18 protein-coding genes are annotated in these 20,518 nt (G+C 38.8%); 5 read left to right on the top strand and 13 right to left on the bottom strand.

Annotated elements, in window-relative coordinates:
* Positions 1-133 precede the first annotated feature (133 nt).
* A complete protein-coding gene (locus tag M2R48_RS15205; protein ID WP_262086626.1) occupies positions 134-448 on the top strand; it encodes an MGMT family protein in 315 nt (104 codons plus the stop codon).
* A gap of 48 nt (positions 449-496) precedes the next feature.
* On the opposite strand, the gene M2R48_RS15200 is transcribed toward M2R48_RS15205, so the two are convergent.
* On the bottom strand, positions 497-934 hold the full coding sequence (locus M2R48_RS15200) for a universal stress protein (protein ID WP_004717364.1): 438 nt from the start codon (positions 932-934) through the stop codon (positions 497-499).
* A 391-nt stretch (positions 935-1,325) separates the two neighbouring features.
* Here M2R48_RS15200 and M2R48_RS15195 point away from each other — a divergent pair, with 391 nt between their 5' ends.
* Positions 1,326-2,111, top strand: coding sequence for an enoyl-CoA hydratase-related protein (locus M2R48_RS15195; RefSeq protein WP_262086625.1), 786 nt, complete (start codon positions 1,326-1,328; stop codon positions 2,109-2,111).
* Between the two features lie 350 nt (positions 2,112-2,461).
* A complete protein-coding gene (hppD, locus tag M2R48_RS15190) occupies positions 2,462-3,517 on the top strand; it encodes a 4-hydroxyphenylpyruvate dioxygenase (RefSeq protein ID WP_004717360.1) in 1,056 nt (351 codons plus the stop codon).
* A gap of 69 nt (positions 3,518-3,586) precedes the next feature.
* Here hppD and M2R48_RS15185 read toward each other — a convergent pair whose 3' ends face one another.
* From M2R48_RS15185 to fahA, 4 genes are all read right to left on the bottom strand, one after another.
* Entirely contained in the window at positions 3,587-4,366 is a 780-nt protein-coding gene (locus M2R48_RS15185) for an IclR family transcriptional regulator (protein WP_004823239.1), read from the bottom strand.
* Positions 4,367-4,858: 492 nt separating this feature from the next.
* Positions 4,859-5,407, bottom strand: a complete 549-nt coding sequence (locus M2R48_RS15180; protein WP_262086624.1) for a VOC family protein — start codon at positions 5,405-5,407, stop codon at positions 4,859-4,861.
* Between the two features lie 18 nt (positions 5,408-5,425).
* Positions 5,426-6,058, bottom strand: coding sequence for a maleylacetoacetate isomerase (maiA, locus tag M2R48_RS15175; RefSeq protein WP_262086623.1), 633 nt, complete (start codon positions 6,056-6,058; stop codon positions 5,426-5,428).
* Positions 6,045-7,352 carry a fumarylacetoacetase gene (fahA, locus tag M2R48_RS15170; RefSeq protein ID WP_262086622.1) on the bottom strand — a complete coding sequence of 436 codons (1,308 nt, stop codon included), beginning with the start codon at positions 7,350-7,352 and terminating at the stop codon, positions 6,045-6,047. The genes maiA and fahA overlap by 14 nt, the downstream gene beginning before the upstream one ends.
* Positions 7,353-7,705: 353 nt before the next feature.
* Between fahA and M2R48_RS15165 the strand changes: the two genes are divergently transcribed.
* Entirely contained in the window at positions 7,706-9,094 is a 1,389-nt protein-coding gene (locus M2R48_RS15165) for an amino acid permease (RefSeq protein ID WP_004823234.1), read from the top strand.
* A gap of 86 nt (positions 9,095-9,180) precedes the next feature.
* Here the strand turns inward: M2R48_RS15165 and M2R48_RS15160 are convergent, their stop codons facing one another.
* The 6 genes from M2R48_RS15160 to carA all read right to left on the bottom strand — a co-directional run bounded on the left by M2R48_RS15160 (position 9,181) and on the right by carA (position 18,700).
* Complete coding sequence (locus M2R48_RS15160) at positions 9,181-9,804, bottom strand: CatB-related O-acetyltransferase (protein ID WP_262086621.1); 624 nt, start codon at positions 9,802-9,804, stop codon at positions 9,181-9,183.
* Between the two features lie 145 nt (positions 9,805-9,949).
* Positions 9,950-10,834, bottom strand: a complete 885-nt coding sequence (locus M2R48_RS15155) for a class I SAM-dependent methyltransferase (protein ID WP_262086620.1) — start codon at positions 10,832-10,834, stop codon at positions 9,950-9,952.
* Between the two features lie 430 nt (positions 10,835-11,264).
* Positions 11,265-13,502, bottom strand: a complete 2,238-nt coding sequence (locus M2R48_RS15150) for a TonB-dependent siderophore receptor (RefSeq protein ID WP_262086619.1) — start codon at positions 13,500-13,502, stop codon at positions 11,265-11,267.
* A gap of 241 nt (positions 13,503-13,743) precedes the next feature.
* The gene (gene greA, locus M2R48_RS15145) at positions 13,744-14,220 is read right to left on the bottom strand and encodes a transcription elongation factor GreA (protein WP_004717337.1); all 477 of its coding nucleotides are present in this window, start codon (positions 14,218-14,220) and stop codon (positions 13,744-13,746) included.
* Between the two features lie 92 nt (positions 14,221-14,312).
* Positions 14,313-17,546, bottom strand: a complete 3,234-nt coding sequence (gene carB, locus M2R48_RS15140; RefSeq protein WP_262086618.1) for a carbamoyl-phosphate synthase large subunit — start codon at positions 17,544-17,546, stop codon at positions 14,313-14,315.
* 14 nt (positions 17,547-17,560) lie between these two features.
* Positions 17,561-18,700 carry a glutamine-hydrolyzing carbamoyl-phosphate synthase small subunit gene (gene carA, locus M2R48_RS15135; RefSeq protein ID WP_004823230.1) on the bottom strand — a complete coding sequence of 380 codons (1,140 nt, stop codon included), beginning with the start codon at positions 18,698-18,700 and terminating at the stop codon, positions 17,561-17,563.
* Positions 18,701-19,019: 319 nt separating this feature from the next.
* On the opposite strand from carA, the gene M2R48_RS15130 reads away from it, so the two are divergent.
* Complete coding sequence (locus tag M2R48_RS15130) at positions 19,020-19,484, top strand: hypothetical protein (protein WP_004823229.1); 465 nt, start codon at positions 19,020-19,022, stop codon at positions 19,482-19,484.
* Between the two features lie 113 nt (positions 19,485-19,597).
* Here the strand turns inward: M2R48_RS15130 and M2R48_RS15125 are convergent, their stop codons facing one another.
* Together M2R48_RS15125 and yhbY are read right to left on the bottom strand one after the other, a co-directional pair.
* On the bottom strand, positions 19,598-20,137 hold the full coding sequence (locus tag M2R48_RS15125) for a DOMON-like domain-containing protein (protein WP_262086617.1): 540 nt from the start codon (positions 20,135-20,137) through the stop codon (positions 19,598-19,600).
* 11 nt (positions 20,138-20,148) lie between these two features.
* Entirely contained in the window at positions 20,149-20,472 is a 324-nt protein-coding gene (gene yhbY / locus M2R48_RS15120) for a ribosome assembly RNA-binding protein YhbY (protein ID WP_004717326.1), read from the bottom strand.
* Positions 20,473-20,518: the final 46 nt, after the last annotated feature.

Genomic DNA, 20,518 nt, shown 5'->3' with positions numbered 1-20,518 from the left:
GATTTAAGATTAGATTATGTACAGTCAAATTACATTTGCCTAAAATGTTGAAAGCCTATTTTCAAAGTCAATTTAACGCTGTTTGCCAAGATGATTATGAATATTATTTTTTATTAGTTGATTGATCTAAAAAATGTCAAATCATGAACTCGCTCAGATGATTTTAAATGTCATCATACAAATTCCCCAAGGTAAAGTTGCCAGTTATGGTCAAGTTGCCAAATATGCAGGCTTACCCAAACATGCACGGTTGGTTGGGCGTGTATTAGGACAGTTACCTGAAGATCATGATATCCCTTGGTATCGCGTGGTTAATTCACAAGGCCGAATCAGCTTAAAAAAGTTGGATGAGAAGGGAATGTGTATTCAGACTGCAAAGTTATTGGCTGAGGATGTTGTGGTTATTGATGGCAAAATAAATCTAAAAAAATATCAATGGTCACCTTAGTTCCTCACTATAAAGATAGTGAGGAATGTTTAAAACAAACGGTGAAAATTATTTAATTACTAAAACAGGGATTTGTAATTCAGTTAATAAGCTTTGCGCTACACTGCCCATAATAATTTTTTTCAGTCCAGTACGGCCATGTGAACTGAGAATGACCAAATCAATTTTTAAATCCTGTACAGCTTGATTTAAGGTATGTGCAATATTTTCACCTTCGAGTAAACGTGTTTCAACTTGCACGCCTTCTGCGGCAAATTGATCTTTTGCCACATTGATATTGGATTGAATAAATTCACGAGCACGCTCAATCAGCATATTGCTTTGACCATGCGCCAAATATTCTGATGCAATATAAGGGTCTAAAGTCATCACCTGTACAACCGTGATTTTACTGTTAAATGCTTTGGCAAATTCAACCGCATGTTTCACAACAGATAATGAGGTTTCTGAACCATCAACAGGAACGAGGATATTTTGATAAGCCATGTCTATTTTCCTTATTTTACCGAAAAGCTGAGTTGAATATTTATTACAATTCTAAGTCTATAGAATCATCATAACGTGAATATGAGATGAATAAAACCGAGTAAATGTGTAGGGATAATTCATATAAATATCATAAATTTAATTAAAAGCATTGGCATCAAGTTACATCGTTTTTTACTTGTAAAAGCAGCTGAATAAAAAGATAAATCAATCAATAAAATAAAGCTTTAAATTGTTTAAACAAAAGCCATACACAATTGAGAAAATATAGAGGCTGAATGAAACAATTGGCAAATTGTAAATCCAGTTCTTCCTTTAAAATGTTTTTAAATATAAATACTGAAAAGAATAGGACATTACAATTTAAACCATGGATTAAAAGGAAAAGACAATGGAATATCAAACAATTATAGTCGAAGAAAAAAATGCAGTTGGATATTTGAGCTTAAATCGGCCTGAACAATTCAATAGCTTTACACCGCAAATGTGCCTTGAAATTGTAGAGGTCTTAACACAATGGAAAGATGATACCGAAATCCGCATTATTGTGATTGCTGCGATTGGAAAAGCATTTTGTGCAGGTCAGGCGATAAACCCAGATTTATTTGATAGCGGTGCTATAGACTTGGGTTTGGTCTTGGAAAAATACTTTAATCCCTTATTAGCGCTCATCAATACACTACCAAAAGTGATCATCTGTGCTGTAAATGGCGTTGCAGCTGGTGCAGGAGCGAGCTTAGTATTGTTATGTGATATCGTGATTGCAGCAAGGTCTGCAAGCTTTTCACAAATCTTTAGTAAAATTGGCTTAATTCCAGACTGTGGTGCAACTTGGTTATTGCCGCGTATGATCGGCTTTGCCAAGGCCAAAGCATTGATGCTGACTGCCGAAAAAATCAGTGCAGATGAAGCTGAACGATTGGGAATGATTTATAAAGTGGTAGAAGATGATCAGTTACAGATAGAGGTTGTTGCTTTAGCTGAGCATTTGGCAAGCCAAGCCAGCCTGAGTTTTGCTTTGATTAAGCAAGCGATGCGGGTCAGCATGCAAAATGATTTTACCAGCCAAGTTAAAGTTGAGCAGGATTTGCAAAGACAGGCAGGGCAATCAGCAGATTTTTTAGAAGGTGTTCGCGCTTTTTTAATGAAAGATAAGCCAAATTTTAAAGGACGATAAATAACGATTTAAGTTGGGAAGTTTTTAATCTGAAACATCAAAGCTAGTAGAAAAGTCTCATAATAATGTAATGCTATTTGCGCGAAAATAGTGTGCTCGAGGTTATTAGAATAAGAAATAAAATTACACATAACATAATTTGATTATGTATTGCATAAATTGAAGCTTTCTTGTAGGATAAATTTAGAGTTAAGCGTCAGTGTAAATACAGCTCAAGATTAGCGCTTTACATGGACTAAATTATGGAAAGGAAGAGTTCAAATCAGGATATTTTGTCGATTGACCTAAATACCTGTGATCTTTTCTCGGCATTAAAAAACGGATGAATTTATTCAAATAAGGGAAACTAGATGGATATTTTAGATAACCCATTAGAACTATGTGGCTTTGCTTTTATTGAGTTTGTTTCGACGGAAAATGGATTAGATCAAATCTTTGAAGCAATTGGTTTTGCTAAAGTCGCAAAGCATAAATCAAAAAAAGTTTATTTATGGCGTCAGGGTAATATCAATATTATCTTGAATTATCAACCAGAATCTTATGCATCATTCTTCTTTAAAGAACATGGCCCATCAGCATGTGCAATGGGGTTTAGAACGCGTGATGCAGCCAAAGCTTTTAAAAATGCAATTGAACTTGGCGCAGAGCCAATGTATTCGCAAGCAGGACCAATGGAATTAAATATCCCAGCGATTAAAGGAATAGGTGGTATGCCAATTTTCTTGGTTGATCGTGATATTTATGAAAATGATTTTGTATTCTTTGATGACGAAAATCGAAATCCACGTGGTGCTGGTTTAAATGAAATTGATCATTTAACTCATAATGTCTATAAAGGGCGCATGGATTATTGGGCAAATTTCTATGAAAAAATCTTTAACTTCCAAGAAATTCGCTATTTCGATATCAAAGGTGAATATACGGGTTTAACTTCTAAGGCGCTGACTGCACCTGATGGGATGATTCGTATTCCTTTGAATGAAGACTCAGACAAAGGCAATGGGCAAATTGCCGAGTTTTTGGCTGACTTTAACGGTGAAGGCATTCAACATATTGCTTTTATTACCGATGACTTAATTTCAACATGGGATAAGTTAAAAGGTTTAGGGCTGAAATTTATGACGGCACCTCCTGAAACTTATTATGAAATGTTAAAAGATCGTTTACCTGATCATGGTGAACCGACAGAAGAGCTGCAAAAGCGCGGTATTCTGTTAGATGGCAATACCAAAGACGGTCAGAAAAAACTGTTATTACAGATTTTCTCTGAAAATATGCTTGGACCTGTATTCTTTGAATTTATCCAACGTAAAGACGACGATGGTTTTGGTGAGGGCAACTTTAAGGCATTGTTTGAATCAATTGAACGTGACCAAATTCGCCGTGGTGTATTAGAAGCCAAATAACAAAATCGTACTCAATACAAAAAAGCCAAGAATTTAATTCTTGGCTTTTTGCGATCTTTCACTAAAAAATTAACGTGTTTGTATGTATTGATTCATCGCAGCAACTTCACGTTTAAATAGTTCAAGTTTTTCACTACCCGCGTTGACTGGTAAAAACATTTCACTGTCTAATGCAACAATACAAAATTCCATTGCAAGATGTGCATTGAAAATAGGTAAACCTACAGCATTGATGCCAACAAGCAAGTCACCTTGGGCAATTGCCATACCTTGCTGTAAAGTATTTTCTTTTAAAACAAGAAATTCGTCCCAGTTGGTGGGTTTGACCTGACTATGGTTCAGCGTTGCTTTTTCCCATTCGGCGTGCATCAATGGTTTGATTAGCGCTTCGGGTAAATAGGAGGCAAAAACCCGACCAGCAGCTGAATTGACTAAAGGCATGATCGAGCCGACCTTGGTCACAATTGAAATCGGATGATTTGATTCAATCGACTGTACAACTAATGGGCCTTTAGGCGACCATTTGCTGATTTGAATCCCGCAACCAATTTTACTTTGTAGTTCATAAATAAGGTGCTGAACAAGCTGTAAAACATCGGTGTGTTGGATACAGTTTAAACCTAAACGCCAAGCTTGATCACCAAGCGCATACTGACCATCTTCAAGTTGTTTTGCATAATTCATCCGAATCAAACTGACAAGATAACGATGTACCTTGGCTGGATGCATATCAAGTTTACTCGACAGCTCTTTTAAAATAATCGGCTTATTATGTTCCAAAAGGGCATTGAGAACGGCTAAGCCCACCTCAAGTGATTGAACCCCACCAGACAACTTTTCTTCAATCATTGAATAACCCTTAATCTGCATACGATCTAGCAGTTTTGATGTGCTGTCGATATTTGATTTACATATTTAACACATAGTGCCTGAGCATTGTACAAAATAGAACTTATCTTTTTAAATGAAATCTCAACAGAGTCTCAATGAATGTTATCAGCATACAATTGTTTTTGAAGTGCTGCATATGATTTATTAAACAACAGTACATCATCAAAAGATCTAGACCATTAAAGTTAAGTCGATAAAAATCGGTATTGGAGTCACAAGGCTTCAATACCGATGAATTCTAGCATTGTCCCACAGCAATATTTTAAATGCTGATGGCTGTTGTTAGTTGAAGGTTACATAAGCTCTAGCAAAACGAGCATTGTGTGCCATTAAAGCTGCTTAATATCGTGTTCAACTAGATCTAGGATGCCAAATCACGAAACATTCGATTAATAAACTGAGTAAGTACTAAGTTGGCTTTGGCACCCATATATACTCAATTGAGCATGATTATGCGCCCAATTCGTCTTCATGCAAAAAATGAGTATGTTGAGGCGCACGTTTGGTACGGCTCCACTCATCCAGCATTTCTAATTTCATTTCTTCGGTAATTCGTGCGATTTTTGCATCTGCATGCACATCGTTATAGGTCAGTTCTAAACGATGACCATTGGGGTCAAAGAAATAAATCGAGTGGAAAATGCCATGGTTGGTGACACCAAGAACTTTAACACCCTGTGTTTCAAGATGCTCTTTTGCAATCAATAACGTATCGAGGTCTTCAACTTCAAATGCGATATGTTGAACCCATTGAGGGGTATTTTCGTCACGCCCCATATCGGGTTGAGTGGGCAGTTCAAAAAATGCCAATACATTGCCTTGTCCAGCATCTAAGAATAAATGCATATACGGATCAAAGGCTTTAGTCGAAGGCACATGGTCTTCAGCAAAGGCCAAAATAAAATCCATATTGAGCATTTTTTTATACCATTCCACGGTTTCTTTGGCATCTTTACAACGATAGGCCACATGGTGAATTTTTTTAATCGCAAAGCTCATGATAAAACTCCTTTATCTCTATTCCCAATCTGGTTGTTGTTCTGGGGCTGCATTGAAGAAGGCAGGAAGGGTTAAACAGTGTTGACTAATTGACTCAATCTTTGCAAAAGCGCTTAAATCAATTTTAAAGCGTTTGGCGTTATAGACTTGAGGAATCAAACAACAGTCTGCAAATGTCGGTTGTGTACCAAAACAGAATTGCCCATTTGAATCTTTTAGTTGGGCTTCTAAGCTGTTAAAGCCCGCTATGATCCAGTGTTGGTACCAGTGTTTTTTTTGTTCGTCACTGAGACTGAGATCATGTTGTAAATACTTTAAGACTCTTAAATTATTTAATGGATGAATATCGCAGGCGATCGCTTGTGCAAAAGCACGTACTTTACTACGTGTGATGATATTTTCAGGCAATAATGAAATTGCTGGATAACGTTCTTCCAGATATTCCAAAATACTGAGTGACTGTAAAAAGCTTTGATCTTCATCCACTAAAGTTGGAACACATTGGCTTGGATTAACGGTTTGGTAACACTCTAGCAGTTGCTCATTCTTGACCAAATGCACGGGCTGTATTTCATAACTCAGTTGTTTGAGGTTCAGTGCAATCCGAACCCGATAAGCCGCAGAGCTACGGAAATAACTATACAGTTTCATAGCTCAAGTCTTCTGTTTGATGAAAGCTAAACTGGCGTGCTGGTAAAATGCTATTAGCAACTTCACCAAAGCCCACTCTGATCCCTGCTTTTTCACAATAGCCTTTCATCACAACACGGTCACCATCTTGCAAGAAACCACGTTTTTCGCCATTCGAGAGGGTTAGCGGTTTGGTGGTATTCCATGTCAGTTCAAGCAAACTACCATAAGCATCTTCTGTAGGACCTGAAATTGTGCCTGAACCCATCAAGTCACCGACTTGGACATTGCAACCTGCAATCGTGTGGTGGGTGAGTTGCTGTGCCATTGACCAATACATATATTTAAAGTTGGTTTGGCAAATTACATCAGCGTGTGCTGATTGAGGGCTTTGAACTTCAATACTGAGGTGAATATCATAGCTGTTGGCAATATTTTCCTCTAAATAGCAAAGTGGTTTAGGCTGTTGTTCTGGACCTTTGACTTTAAATGGTTCCAGTGCTTGCATGGTCACTACCCAAGGTGAAATTGCACTTGCAAAAGTCTTGGCATTAAACGGGCCTAATGGTACGTATTCCCATTGTTGAATATCACGTGCCGACCAATCATTGAGCAAAACCATACCAAAAATATGCTCCCAAGCATCTGCAATCGCGATAGGCTCACCCAATTCAGTCGCTTTACCAACGATAAAGGCAGTTTCTAATTCAAAATCGAGTTTACGTGTTGCAGAGAAAACAGGGCGTTCTTGATCTGGTAATTTGATTTGCCCAGAAGGGCGAACAATATCTTTGCCACTGACAATCACAGAGCTGGCACGACCATTATATCCCACAGGAAGTTCGCTCCAGTTTGGAAGCAATGCATTCTTTGGATCTCTAAACATGGTTCCGACATTGGTGGCATGTTCTTTGGACGAGTAGAAATCTGTATAGCCAGAGACTTGAATAGGTAAGTGCAAAGTGACTGTATTTTGCTTAAACAATGCGTTTTGGCGTAAAACCACATCATCACGAAGTGTTGGATTTTCAGCAGAGAGTAGACTTTGTAATGTTGTACGAACCTTTTGCCAGTTGTGTTTACCCGTTTCTATAAATTTATTCAGTGTCGCTTGATTAAAACAATCTTGATGTCCATTGATCACTAATAGTCCATGTACCTCTAAGTAGGCAAGGTCTATGACCCAATCTCCAATGGCGACACCTACTCGTTTTGTGCCTTGGGGTGTTTCACTAAAAATACCGTAGGGCAAATTATGTATTGTGAAATCTGATTGTGAGTCAATTTCAAGAAAACAAGTTAAATGTGAGCTCATGATTTGCTTTCCTTGTCTTTAATTTTGTTAGGGGTGATCAAAATCTTTGATATTTTTTCTTAAGTATTTGAAAAACAGGTAAATATAAAGCTATTTAGATGCCTTGTTCAAATGACTCAAGCAAGTTGTTAGTGTCTTATGATTTCTATCATACTGAAAATATTTAATTACGCAATACATAATTTGATTACATAATTCATAATAATTGTTATTTGTTGAATTTTCTGCTTATATGCGCGGTTATGAGAAAAGTAAATCAATTATTTTTCGATTAGATATAGGCATTTTTGATTAACTTATGATATACGTAATTTTGAATACAAAAATTACGAGACAAGGATGAGAATAATCATATGTCAAAACATGAGCAAGGAAACCTGAAACATGGTTTAAGCAATCGGCACATCCAGCTTATCGCGCTAGGTGGTGCTATTGGTACAGGATTGTTTCTGGGTATTTCGCAATCGATTAAGCTTGCAGGCCCTTCAGTCATACTTGGTTATGCGATTGCTGGATTTATTGCGTTTTTAATGATGCGACAGTTAGGTGAAATGGTGGTTCAAGAACCCGTCAGTGGTTCATTTAGTCACTTTGCCTACAAATACTGGGGCTCATTTGCAGGTTTTATGTCTGGCTGGAATTATTGGGTACTCAATGTTTTGGTATGTATGGCAGAGCTGAGCGCAATTGGTCTTTATATTCAATATTGGTGGCCTGAAATCCCAACTTGGATTTCAGCATTGGTGTTTTTTGTTTTAATCAACGGTATCAACTTATTGCATGTAAAATTTTTTGGTGAAATGGAGTTTTGGTTCTCTATCGTCAAAATTTTGGCAATCCTAGCCATGATCGGCTTTGGTTCCTATCTACTTGCAACAGGTACAGCAGGGCCACAGGCAAGCATTAGTAACCTTTGGGCATTGGGCGGTTTTTTCCCATTTGGTGTGGAAGGTTTAGTCATGGCAATGGCTGTGATTATTTTTGCCTTTGGTGGGATTGAGCTATTTGGTATTACTGCAGCAGAAGCGCGTGATCCTGATAAAACTCTGCCTAAAGCAGTCAATCAAATTATTTATCGTATTTTGATTTTCTATATTGCAACACTGTTTATCTTATTTGCACTTTTCCCATGGAACCAAATGGCAGAAGGCGGTAGCCCATTTGTAATGGTATTTGCTTCACTGGATAGTCATGGTGTTGCGACCTTACTGAATTTTGTCATCCTTACCGCAGCTGTTTCGGTGTATAACGGGACCAGTTATTGTAGTAGTCGGATGTTACTTGGTTTGGCGCAACAGGGTAATGCACCGAAGTTCCTTAAGCATATTAATAAGCGTGGTATTCCAACCAATGCGGTTTATGTTTCAGCTTTTGTCACAGTTTTATGTGTACTACTCAATTACGCATTTCCAGAAAAAGCATTTGGTTTATTGATGATGTTGGTGGTTGCTGCAATTGTGATTAACTGGGTGGTTATTTCATGGACGCATTTAAAGTTCCGTAAAGCCATGCAAACACAAGGGCAGACCACCAAGTTTCCAAGTATTGCTTATCCATTCAGTAATTATCTTTGCATTATCTTTATGTTGGGTATTCTGGTGGTAATGTCATTCACCGAGAATATGCGTATTGCGGTAATGATGATTCCAGCATGGATTCTTTGTTTGATGCTTGCTTATTATCTGAAACAACGAAAGTTAAAAAATGCACAGCAAAATGTTGTGTTAAATTCTGATGTATAGCAAAAGATTTTAATCTTTGCAAAAGGGCTAAATTGATATTTAGCCCTTTTTTCTTTCTGTGTGATTATTAACCTATACCGAGGAAATTATTCTGCTGCTTTTAAAAACTCAATCAATTGATTGATATCATCGCTTTGTAATCGCTCTCGAATTTTTAGAATTTGCTTCTCATCTAAATCATACAATTTAACTGACTGTAATTTTTCAATCTGATCTTGAGAAAACCGATATTTAATGATTTTTGCCGGTACACCACCGACAATTGCATACGCTGGCACGTCTTGAGTGACGACTGCACCTGTAGCAACGATGGCACCTTCACCTAGCGTTACCCCTTGCATAATCATGGCACGACTGCCAATCCAACAACCATCGCCAATCACCGTATCCCCAGCGGGTAAAAAGCTACGGGTATCAAAAGGAAATGTAGAAATCCAGTCAGGGCGATGTAATTGATTGCCACCCATCATGATCACACATTCCGCCCCAAAACAAACAAAGTTACCAATATATAACTGGTCAATTGGTTTCTCTACAGTTGATGACTTATCATGCAAATAACGCACCACGCAACGTTCAAATCCCTGATCCCAATATGCCGAATAATAAGAATAATTTCCTTTAATATGAATATTGGGATTTTTCACAGTCTTAGAAATAAACTCAAATTCGCACCAGTGTTTTACGGGGGAGTGAATAGCGTCAGTCATGGGAGTACAAAAGCTTAAGTGCAAAGGCTAGAGCGCGTATTGTAACCTTAGATTGAACTTAGATCTTGATCAGCAATTAAAAAATATTCAGTGCATTGGGTTTAAACATCAATTCTTCAGCGATGCCTTGGCTGGTATTCAAGTATTAACCTATTTTTAAATGGATCAAATGGGTGGCATGGGTATGACGAATATGATCAGCTCGATGGTTAAAGTAACGATGGGTAATGTCTTTACCTGATAAATCTTCAACCACCTGATAACCCATCATTGCAACTGCATGATGCAATGCTTGCGAAGAAAACGCACCAATCAACGGCTCTTTTAAGAAACGGGTAAACTGTGACACTGCGAAGCTACCCAAACGCTCAATACCTTGTAAGGCTCTATAATCAATCGAATAATCCATCACGACTTGGCTATTTTTGCCAGTAAAGGCTGCAATGTTGTGTAAGGTTGCTAGGGTTGCTTGTGGGGTTAAATAATGGGTTGTGCCCAGCCATGAAAAAAATGCAGCTTGGGTATTTTGAAATCCACTACGCGCCAAAGCATCAGACAGTTTTTCTTTTTCAAAATCAATCCCTACAAATTCCACATTGCTTGGGAGCTCAGCTGTATTACTGAGCTTTTTTAATTTTTCTAATTTGGTTCTTTGTGTATCAGGATGATCAATTTCAAATATTTTGAGTTGAGGGTATTGCTGGGCCAAGCGTAATACAAAAGAGTCTAGACCAGCGCCAACCAATACATACTGTTGAATATGATCATGTTCAATCGCTTGCTTTAAAAGATCTTCTGTATAGCGAGAACGTCCAACCACTTGTCCAGTCAATTTACCAAAAGTTTGATTCATCAAATTGGAATTTAACGCTTTACGTAGAAGGGCGTTATTTAAAAGTAAGCGCCATTGTGAATTGGTCATTTCAAATGCATAAGGGTCAGAGAATACGGGATCGTTGGCATTTAAATGGTGATTGGCCCTAATTGCTGCTGCCGCTTCAGCAGTTTTACTTGCTCGTCCTGCTTTCATCCTCGTCCTCAATGAATTTTAATTTTTCCTCAATGTAATGCATAGAAAATATTTAACAATGGCAATTTACTTTGAGCAGTTGGTGAAAATTGCTAGTTTTCTTGGTGTCTATATGGCCGAGGTATCTTATTTAGCTTGGCGCAAGATCTGAGCGATGTATGGATGATGCTTGATGTTGATTAAATGGATATGCGAGCAGTGTTATTTTCTAGGTGAATGCAGGATTATTCTGATCTGACTGTTTTTAAATTTTTCTATCTTTGGCTGTTTTATCTTGAGTTTTGACAAAAAATATTTTGAGTCTGCTAGTCTTAGTCAATGATTGATGACTGAATATAAAAGTGATTCGTTTCATGTTATTCGTTTTATATATTTAACATTGACCACGTCGTATTCCACTTCACCTTGGTTGAGTCTATTTCTAAAGCAATTAATATTTAAAGCTTAAACTGGCAGTCACACTACGTGGTGAACCATACATATTCTGACGAATCCAATAGTTAACCTTCTCATAATATTTTTTATCAAATAGGTTATCCACATTAATTGCAAACTTATAACGTGGGTTGATTTGATAGCCTAGACTTGCAGAAGCCAAAGTATAACCATTTTGTTGCACACGTTCTGCACCAGAGCCATCGTAGTAACTACTCACTGCTCGTACCCCAAGCCCAACATTTACACCCTCGACTAAAGATGCAGGCAGCTTATAGGTGGTCCATAAATTAAAAGTATGCTTCGGCGTGAATGTACTAACAGGTTGATCTTCTAGATCCGGTTCCTCTAAGTATTTGTTTTGATTAAAACTATAGCCCGTTGTAATTTGCCAATTATCGGTAATCTGCCCATTCGCTTCGATCTCAAAACCACGGCTACGCGCTTTACCTGCTGCTACGGAATATCCTTCAGGCGCGGAAAGATCGGTTATTGCACGGTTTTTATCTTCGATTTGATAGATAGCCGAAGAAAGGTTTAAACGCTCATCGAAGAAAGCCGCTTTCATCCCAGCTTCAATTTGAGCGCCTGTACGTGGATCAATTTGTTTACCTTTACCACCTGTCACAGGATCATAAGTAAAGTTATTTTGCGGTTTAAAGATTTCCGAATAGCTAGTGTAGAAAGATAGATTCGGATTTAGGTCGAAAAGCACTGCGGCATAAGGGGTAAACTCTGCTTTTGCATCATATTTAGCTGCAGGATTGGTGCTATCTACACCATTATCACGCAAGGTGGTTGATATCGATTTCCACCAGCTGACACGACCACCTCCGACCAGTGTCCAATGCTCAAAGGGTTTGATTCTGAGTTGACTATAAATACCATAGTTTTCTATTTTATCTTTGCTCACATTGGTATCGTAGTCAAAATCAGGTTCAGCGAACTGATGTTGGTTGTCATGATAAATATTGATGGTACCTGTGAGAGGTGTTCCCCAAGATGAATAATTGGTTTTGGAATGACCTTTCAGGTAATCTGCCCCGATCAGGAAATTATGGGTCTGTCCAGCAAACAGGAAAGGGGTATTGAAAAATATGTCTGCACTTAAGTCTTTATCTTGTCGCTTAAATGCCAGTGCGCTAAATTTGGACATGTCTCCATTGGCATCTGGCTGAGATGGGTCGCTATATTTAGCATGATTGTCACGTATGCTTTGACGAACAGTGGCTTTAATCAGTCCATCATTGTTGAGATGGTGTTCCAGTTCTGCAAATAATTCTGTATTGGTCAAGTCCTGCTTATTCCAGTCCTGTACAAAGCTGGTTTTGCGTGAAATATTCAGTAGCTTTCCATCAGGACCATACGGTAAACCACGTGACAATACGGTATTAATATCTTGATATGTTGCACCTAGGGAAAGCGTGGTATTGTCCTGAATGTCATATTCCAATGTGCTGTAGACGAGTTTTTTATTACCATCAATCCCATTCATAAAGGTATCGTAGTCTTGTACTGCAGTGACCAATCTGCCACGTAATGCGCCGTCTTGAGTGAGCTTCCCTGTAATATCAGCCTCGCCACGATAATTTTCCCATGAACCTGCACTTACTTTACCTGTTAAAGCAAAATCAGCCAGCGCCCGTTTTCGCACTAAGTTAATAGAAACCCCTGGTTCACCTGCGCCACTGAACATACCAGAAGCGCCGCGTAATACTTCGATACGGTCAAATACAGACAGATCTAGATAAGTCCCATTAGAATCGGTTCTTAAGGTTGTGCCATCCATTTGGTAGGTATCACTGCCATAACCACGGGCATAAAAATCATTGTAATTTCCTGCTGCATCATAGCGTGCAACAGTGATGCCAGTGACATATTTCATAGCATTATCAATGGTGGAAATATTTTGGTCATCTAGACGTTGACGAGTAACTACTGAAACTGACTGCGGTGTTTCTTTTAGGGATTGTGGTGTTTTTCCGATTGCTACTTTTTTTGTTATATAGGAGGTCGATTTATCGTCATTGGCGATCACGGTAATGGTAGGTAAGGTGCTTTTTTCTACTTGTTCATTTATGACATCGTTATGACTTGATGCAATTGGTTCAGCCATGACCTGAGCAACTTGCCCCGAGAGTAATAATACGGGTAAGGCAATTTTAGTACCTCTTAGCATCAAGTGTAAGGCAAGGGAGAGTGGATGCTTTGTGAATCGTACAACTTGCTGCATAAGGGAATACCTATTAAATATGCATAATGTTTATTTTTGTTAATGATAATTATAATCAATAGCATTATCAAATGATTCTTAACTTAAATTTCGTTTTTATGATCAATGGTTGTTTAATACGTTTTTAAATAAGAGGGGGAGAGCTTTAATTACTGATTTTTATTCTATTTATAAATCATATGCTTGAAACAAAAGAACTCTTCAATTTATGAAGAGTTCTGTGGCAATTCACTCAGGTGAATTAGATGTATTCCACACTCACCACTTCATATTCCACTTCACCCTGTGGTGTGGTGATTTTGGCTTCGTCGCCTTCATTCTTACCAAGAAGACCACGCGCAATAGGTGAGTTCACTGAGATCTTATTGATCTTAAAGTCAGCTTCATCATCACCTACAATTTTATAGGTTTTCTTTTCTTCAGTATCCAAATTCTCAATGGTTACTGTCACACCAAAAACCACACGACCTGTTTGTTCAAGTCCTTTAACATCAATTACTTGGCAAGCACCAAGTTTACCTTCGATGTCTTGAATACGACCTTCACAAAAACCTTGTTGCTCGCGCGCTGCATGGTATTCTGCGTTTTCTTTTAAATCCCCATGTTCACGTGCTTCTGCAATTGCAGCAATAATACGTGGACGATCAACAGATTTTAGCTGTTGCAATTCTTTCTCTAAGGCGACCTTGCCTTCAGGAGTCATAGGATAACGTTGCATTGTTGTCCCTCAGTTCAGTATTTTAAAAATACAGGTTTATAAAATGAAAAAAGCCCGCCACCGATAAGATGGCGGGACTTATCGGAAACGAATTAACCTAGTGTTTGCAAATCTTGCAAGCGATATACATCCATTGGCAATTTAATTGCTAAAGCTTGGCATACAGCATCAGCACCATTCAAGGTTGTTGTGTAATACACTTTACCTTGAAGCGCAGAGCGACGGATTGAGAATGAATCCTGCTGAGCTTGTTTACCTTCTGTAGTATTGATAATGAGGTGAATCTCGCCATTTTTCAAGCGGTCGACAATATTTGGGCGACCTTCTGTTACTTTATTCACACGTTCACATTCAATACCAGCTTCTTTAATGACATCATAAGTACCGCCAGTTGCGATAATTTTGAAGCCTAAATCAACCAATTGTTTCGCAATACCCGCGGCACGAGGTTTATCTGAATGACGTACTGAAATAAATACGTGCTTCACTTCACCTTCAGTTGGTTTACCTGGTAAGCGATCATTAGAGCCTAACACAGCTTTATAGAAAGCTTCACCAAAAGTTGTACCAACACCCATCACTTCACCAGTAGATTTCATTTCTGGTCCAAGGATCGGGTCTACACCTGGGAATTTGTTGAACGGGAATACTGCTTCTTTCACAGCAAAATGCGTTGGGATAATTTCTTTTGTGAATCCTTGAGATTCTAAAGATTGACCCGCCATACAACGTGCTGCAACTTTTGCTAATGATTCGCCGATACATTTAGAAACGAACGGTACTGTACGAGACGCACGTGGGTTCACTTCAAGAATATAAACGTCATTGCCTTTAACAGCAAACTGTACGTTCATCAAGCCAATCACACCAAGCTCTTTCGCCATAGCAACGGTTTGACGACGCATTTCATCCTGAATCTCTGTAGAAAGAGAGTAAGGCGGAATTGAACATGCTGAGTCACCAGAGTGAATACCCGCTTGTTCGATATGCTGCATAATACCGCCGATCACCACATCTTTGCCGTCAGATACACAGTCAACATCGACTTCTGTTGCATCATCAAGGAAATGGTCAAGCAGTACAGGTGCTTCGTTAGACGCTTGTACAGCATCACGTAAGTAACGTTTAAGTTCGTCGTCATTGTATACGATTTCCATCGCACGACCACCAAGGACATAAGATGGACGTACAACCAACGGATAACCCACTTTAGATGCTTCAGCCATACCTTCTTCAGCAGATTTAACAATGCTGTTGCTTGGTTGACGAAGATTTAAACGTTGAATCATCTGTTGGAAACGTTCACGATCTTCTGCACGGTCAATCGCATCTGGAGACGTACCGATAATTGGTGCACCTGCTTCTTCTAAAGCACGAGCCAATTTCAAAGGTGTTTGACCGCCGTACTGTACGATAATACCTTTTGGTTTTTCTGTACGTACGATTTCTAAAACATCTTCTAAAGTGATCGGCTCAAAGTACAAACGATCAGATGTGTCATAGTCAGTTGAAACCGTTTCAGGGTTACAGTTGACCATAATGGTTTCATAACCATCTTCACGCATTGCAAGGGCAGCGTGAACACAGCAATAATCGAACTCGATCCCTTGACCAATACGGTTAGGACCACCACCGATTACCATGATCTTGTCACGGTTAGATGGATTCGCTTCACATTCGTCATCATAAGTTGAGTACATGTAAGCAGTATCTGACTCGAACTCAGCTGCACAAGTATCTACACGTTTGTAAACAGGGTATACACCCAAGTTCCAACGGTGCTTACGGAATTGCTTTTGCGAAATGCCCATCAAGTCTGCAATACGTAAATCAGATAAGCCTTTACGCTTAAATGCACGGATATTGTCAGCGTTCAAATCACCAAAACCTAAAGTTTTGATTTGTTCTTCAGACTGAATGATGTCTTGGATTTGAATCAAGAACCAACGATCGATATTGGTTGCAGCAAATACTTCATCTAATGTGAAGCCATGACGGAATGCGTCAGCAACATACCAAATACGTTCAGGACCTGGCACTTTAAGCTCTACCAAGATTTTATCTTTCGCGCCTTCAGTACCCACCGCAATTTTCTCATCGAAACCACAAGCACCGACTTCAAGACCACGAAGTGCCTTTTGTACAGATTCTTGGAAGTTACGACCAATTGCCATGACTTCACCCACAGATTTCATCTGTGTCGTGAGTGTTGCATCAGCTTGTGGGAATTTCTCGAAGTTAAAACGAGGAATCTTGGTTACAACATAGTCGATTGCAGGTTCAAACGATGCAGGTGTTGTTCCACCAGTGATGTCATTTTTCAATTCATCAAGGGTATAACCCACTGCAAGTTTTGCTGCAATTTTGGCAATAGGGAAACCTGTTGCTTTAGACGCAAGCGCAGAAGAACGAGATACACGAGGGTTCATCTCGATCACAACCATACGGCCATCTTTCGGGTTGATACCGAACTGAACGTTTGATCCGCCTGTCTCTACACCAATTTCACGTAGTACCGCTAATGAAGCATTACGCAGTAATTGGAACTCTTTATCTGTTAGTGTCTGTGCAGGTGCAACAGTAATGGAGTCACCTGTATGGACACCCATTGGATCGAAGTTTTCAATGGTACATACAATGATACAGTTGTCGTTTTTATCACGAACAACTTCCATTTCATATTCTTTCCAGCCAATTAATGATTCATCAATCAATAATTGTTTGGTTGGAGAAAGATCAAAACCGCGTTCACAGATTTCAATGAATTCTTCTTTGTTATAGGCGATACCACCACCTGAACCACCCATCGTAAATGATGGGCGGATAATCACAGGGAAGCCGAAACGGGCTTGAATTTCAAGCGCATGTTCCATGCTTTCTGCAACATCAGCACGTGGGCATTCCAAACCAATTTTGCGCATTGCGATATCGAAAAGTTTGCGATCTTCCGCTTTTTCGATGGCTTCTTTGGTCGCACCAATCAATTCAACATTGTATTTTTCTAAAATACCGTTGGCATCTAGTGCCAATGCACAGTTTAATGCCGTTTGACCACCCATTGTTGGAAGAACCGCATCTGGGCGTTCTTTTTCAATAATTTGTGCAACAGTTTGCCACGTAATCGGTTCGATATACGTTGCATCTGCCATAGTCGGGTCAGTCATAATGGTGGCTGGGTTAGAGTTCACCAAAATAACACGGTAGCCTTCTTCACGAAGGGCTTTACATGCTTGCGCACCTGAGTAATCGAACTCACATGCTTGCCCGATGACAATCGGACCCGCACCAATAATTAAGATGCTTTTAATGTCTGTACGTTTAGCCATGATCGCTTCCTTAATTACTTCTTAGATGCTTCAATAAGTTCGATGAAATGATCGAACAATGGGGCACAGTCATGTGGACCAGGGCTTGCTTCAGGGTGACCTTGGAAGCTAAACGCAGGTTTATCTGTACGATGAATACCTTGTAGGGTTTGATCGAACAAAGATTTATGCGTAGCTTTGAGGTTTGCAGGTAAAGTTTCTGCATCTACTGCGAAGCCATGGTTTTGAGAAGTAATCATCACTGTACCATTTTCAAGGTTTTGTACAGGATGGTTTGCACCGTGGTGACCATGTGGCATTTTCACAGTTCTAGCGCCAGAAGCTAAAGCTAGAATTTGATGACCCAAACAAATACCGAAAACAGGTAGATTTGTAGTTTCAACAATGGTTTTTACTGCTGCAATTGCATAATCACATGCTGCTGGATCGCCAGGTCCATTTGACAAAAATACGCCATCTGGATTTAACGCCAATACTTTTTCAGCAGGTGTTTGTGCTGGAACAACAGTTAATTTACATCCGCGGTCTGCAAGCATACGTAAGATGTTGGTTTTGACACCATAATCGTATGCAACAACATGAAATTTTGCTTCTGGTTGAGAAAAGCCTTGGCCCAATGTCCATGAGCCTTCGGTCCATTCAAAACCTTCTGGGTCACAACATTCTTTCGCAAGGTCTAAACCATCTAGACCACCAAAGGCACGTGCTTTTGCAATAGCTTCTTCTTCAGTAATATTATCGCCGGCAAGAATGCATCCGTTTTGTGCGCCTTTGTCACGTAAAATACGTGTCAGTTTACGAGTATCGATATCTGCAATGGCAACGACATTATGTTGTTGTAAATATTCGCCAAGAGACTGAGTAGCTCGGAAATTGCTGTGTAATAACGGTAGGTCACGAATGATTAAACCATTCGCCCAAACTTTATGAATTCGACCTGATTCAGCGTCTTCTTCATTACAACCAGTATTACCGATATGAGGATAAGTTAAAGTTACAAGTTGCTGTGCATAACTAGGGTCGGTCAAAATTTCTTGATAACCAGTCATGGCAGTGTTAAAAACGACTTCACCAGTCGTACTTCCCGTAGCGCCGATCGATGTACCTTTAAAAACAGTACCGTCAGCAAGGGCTAAAATGGCGGGGGTGCTCAAACCATAGCTCCTGAACTAAAACCACAAAAATAGGGCTGTAAAAAAGCGAGTAGACGAAAAAAAAGGAAGGCTTACTAAATCCTACCCTCCTCTTGTCTGCTCGCTTGTAACTTAACAGCGCATTATACGCATGAGCCTCTCGAAAGTCTATTTTATTTCGAGGGATAATCTAAGATAAATACCTTGCTATTTAGCATTAATTCTGCTTTTAAAGTGAATTGTTTGAAATTGTAAGTATTTAAATATTGTCAGACAAATCAAAATCTAAAATTTATCCTTTCAATGTATCTTATTGACTCACATTCCAGGGGGAATCAATATGACTATATCTAAAGAAACTGTTACAAATAAAGTAACAAAAGAGACTGCGGCTTTGAAAGAAGTTGTGACTGAAACTACAGAAAATTTAGAGAAGTTAGGTAAAGAAGCACAGCAAAAAGTTGCTGAAGCGGTTACCGAAACTAAAACTAAACTTGAAGCAGAATCAGAGCAATTAACTGAGCAAGTTCAAGATCAAGTACAAAACTTTAAACAAGATTTGGTACAACGTCTTGATGTGATCAAATCACAATTTTCAACTTCACAAAAAGATTTGGTTGAATTGGCTGATTTCTTAAAAGCAGAATTAAGCATTTTAGTGAAAGAGTTAACTGAAGTTGGTAAAGAAATTCGTGAAGATGTTTCACAAATTTCGAGCAAACATAAAGTACAGTTAACTGAAACTTTAAAGCGTTCAAAAGATCATACTTTAGAAGTTTGGAATAAAGTAACTACAAAACAATAAGATATGTAAAGCTTATATTTTGAGGAAGGCCATTTTTAAGAGAAATGGCAAAAAAAAAGTGAGGCTAGTTGCCTCACTTTTTTATTTTCAAGCACAGTTTACATAAGCGTATTTTAAAATGTATGTAACCAATCACGTTTATTGTGAAAGTCGGCTTGTTGGCCACTGTGTTGCATGGCAAAGAAATGTTGACCTTGCGTGGTATTTAAAACAGCGCTTAAACCCAAAAATAAGTCTGACCATTTTAATTTATTGGCAAGCATGAACTCGCTAAGATCTATGCTGACATTTAATCCATAATGCGTGCGCTTTAACTGGTTTAATTCAATGTCATAAGCAGCGACTGGTGGCATATTTTCAGGATAACGATATTCTTCAAATTGGTAAGCTTGCCAAGCTTGAGAAGGGGATAGATTAATTTCACGATAATAATCTTCACCTTGCACACCAATAAAAATCTCAAAACAGGTATTTTCCCAAAGGAAATCCTGACGTGGATTTGCTGTAACCAGTTCAGGAAAAATTATGAATTGATTGGGATCTCTTAACCAATAACCGACATTGAGTGTATATGGGCTAATTTGTTCAATCGCACCAACTAGGGAGATACTTTGAAAACGACGATCAAATGCATTCAGTTCGAAACTTGCCATGAAAATAAATCTTAATTTGAAAGATGAGCGTGGCGAACTAAATTAGACAATTTTGGATTTTGTTTCGCAGCCTTTTTATAAAGCAATGCAATTTTACCAATTGTTTGAACAACTTCCGCACCAGTGACATTGGCAATTTCAGTAATCGTTGCAGCACGTGCTTCGCGGTCTTCACCTGTAACCTTGACTTTAATTAACTCGTGATCATTTAAAGCACGGTTTAATTCTTCAACGACACTTTCAGTCAAGCCTTTATCGCCAAGCATTACAACAGGGTTTAACGCATGTCCGATTTGACGTAAACGTTTACGTTCTTGGATAGATAGAGCCGCCATAAAAGATAACCTAATTTTAGAAACGACTTAGTATAACAAAAGCCAT

Origin of the sequence: Acinetobacter sp. I-MWF (assembly GCF_025433935.1) — a bacterium.
Classification (GTDB): domain Bacteria; phylum Pseudomonadota; class Gammaproteobacteria; order Pseudomonadales; family Moraxellaceae; genus Acinetobacter; species Acinetobacter guillouiae.
This window is presented reverse-complemented; position numbering and strand designations above follow the sequence as displayed.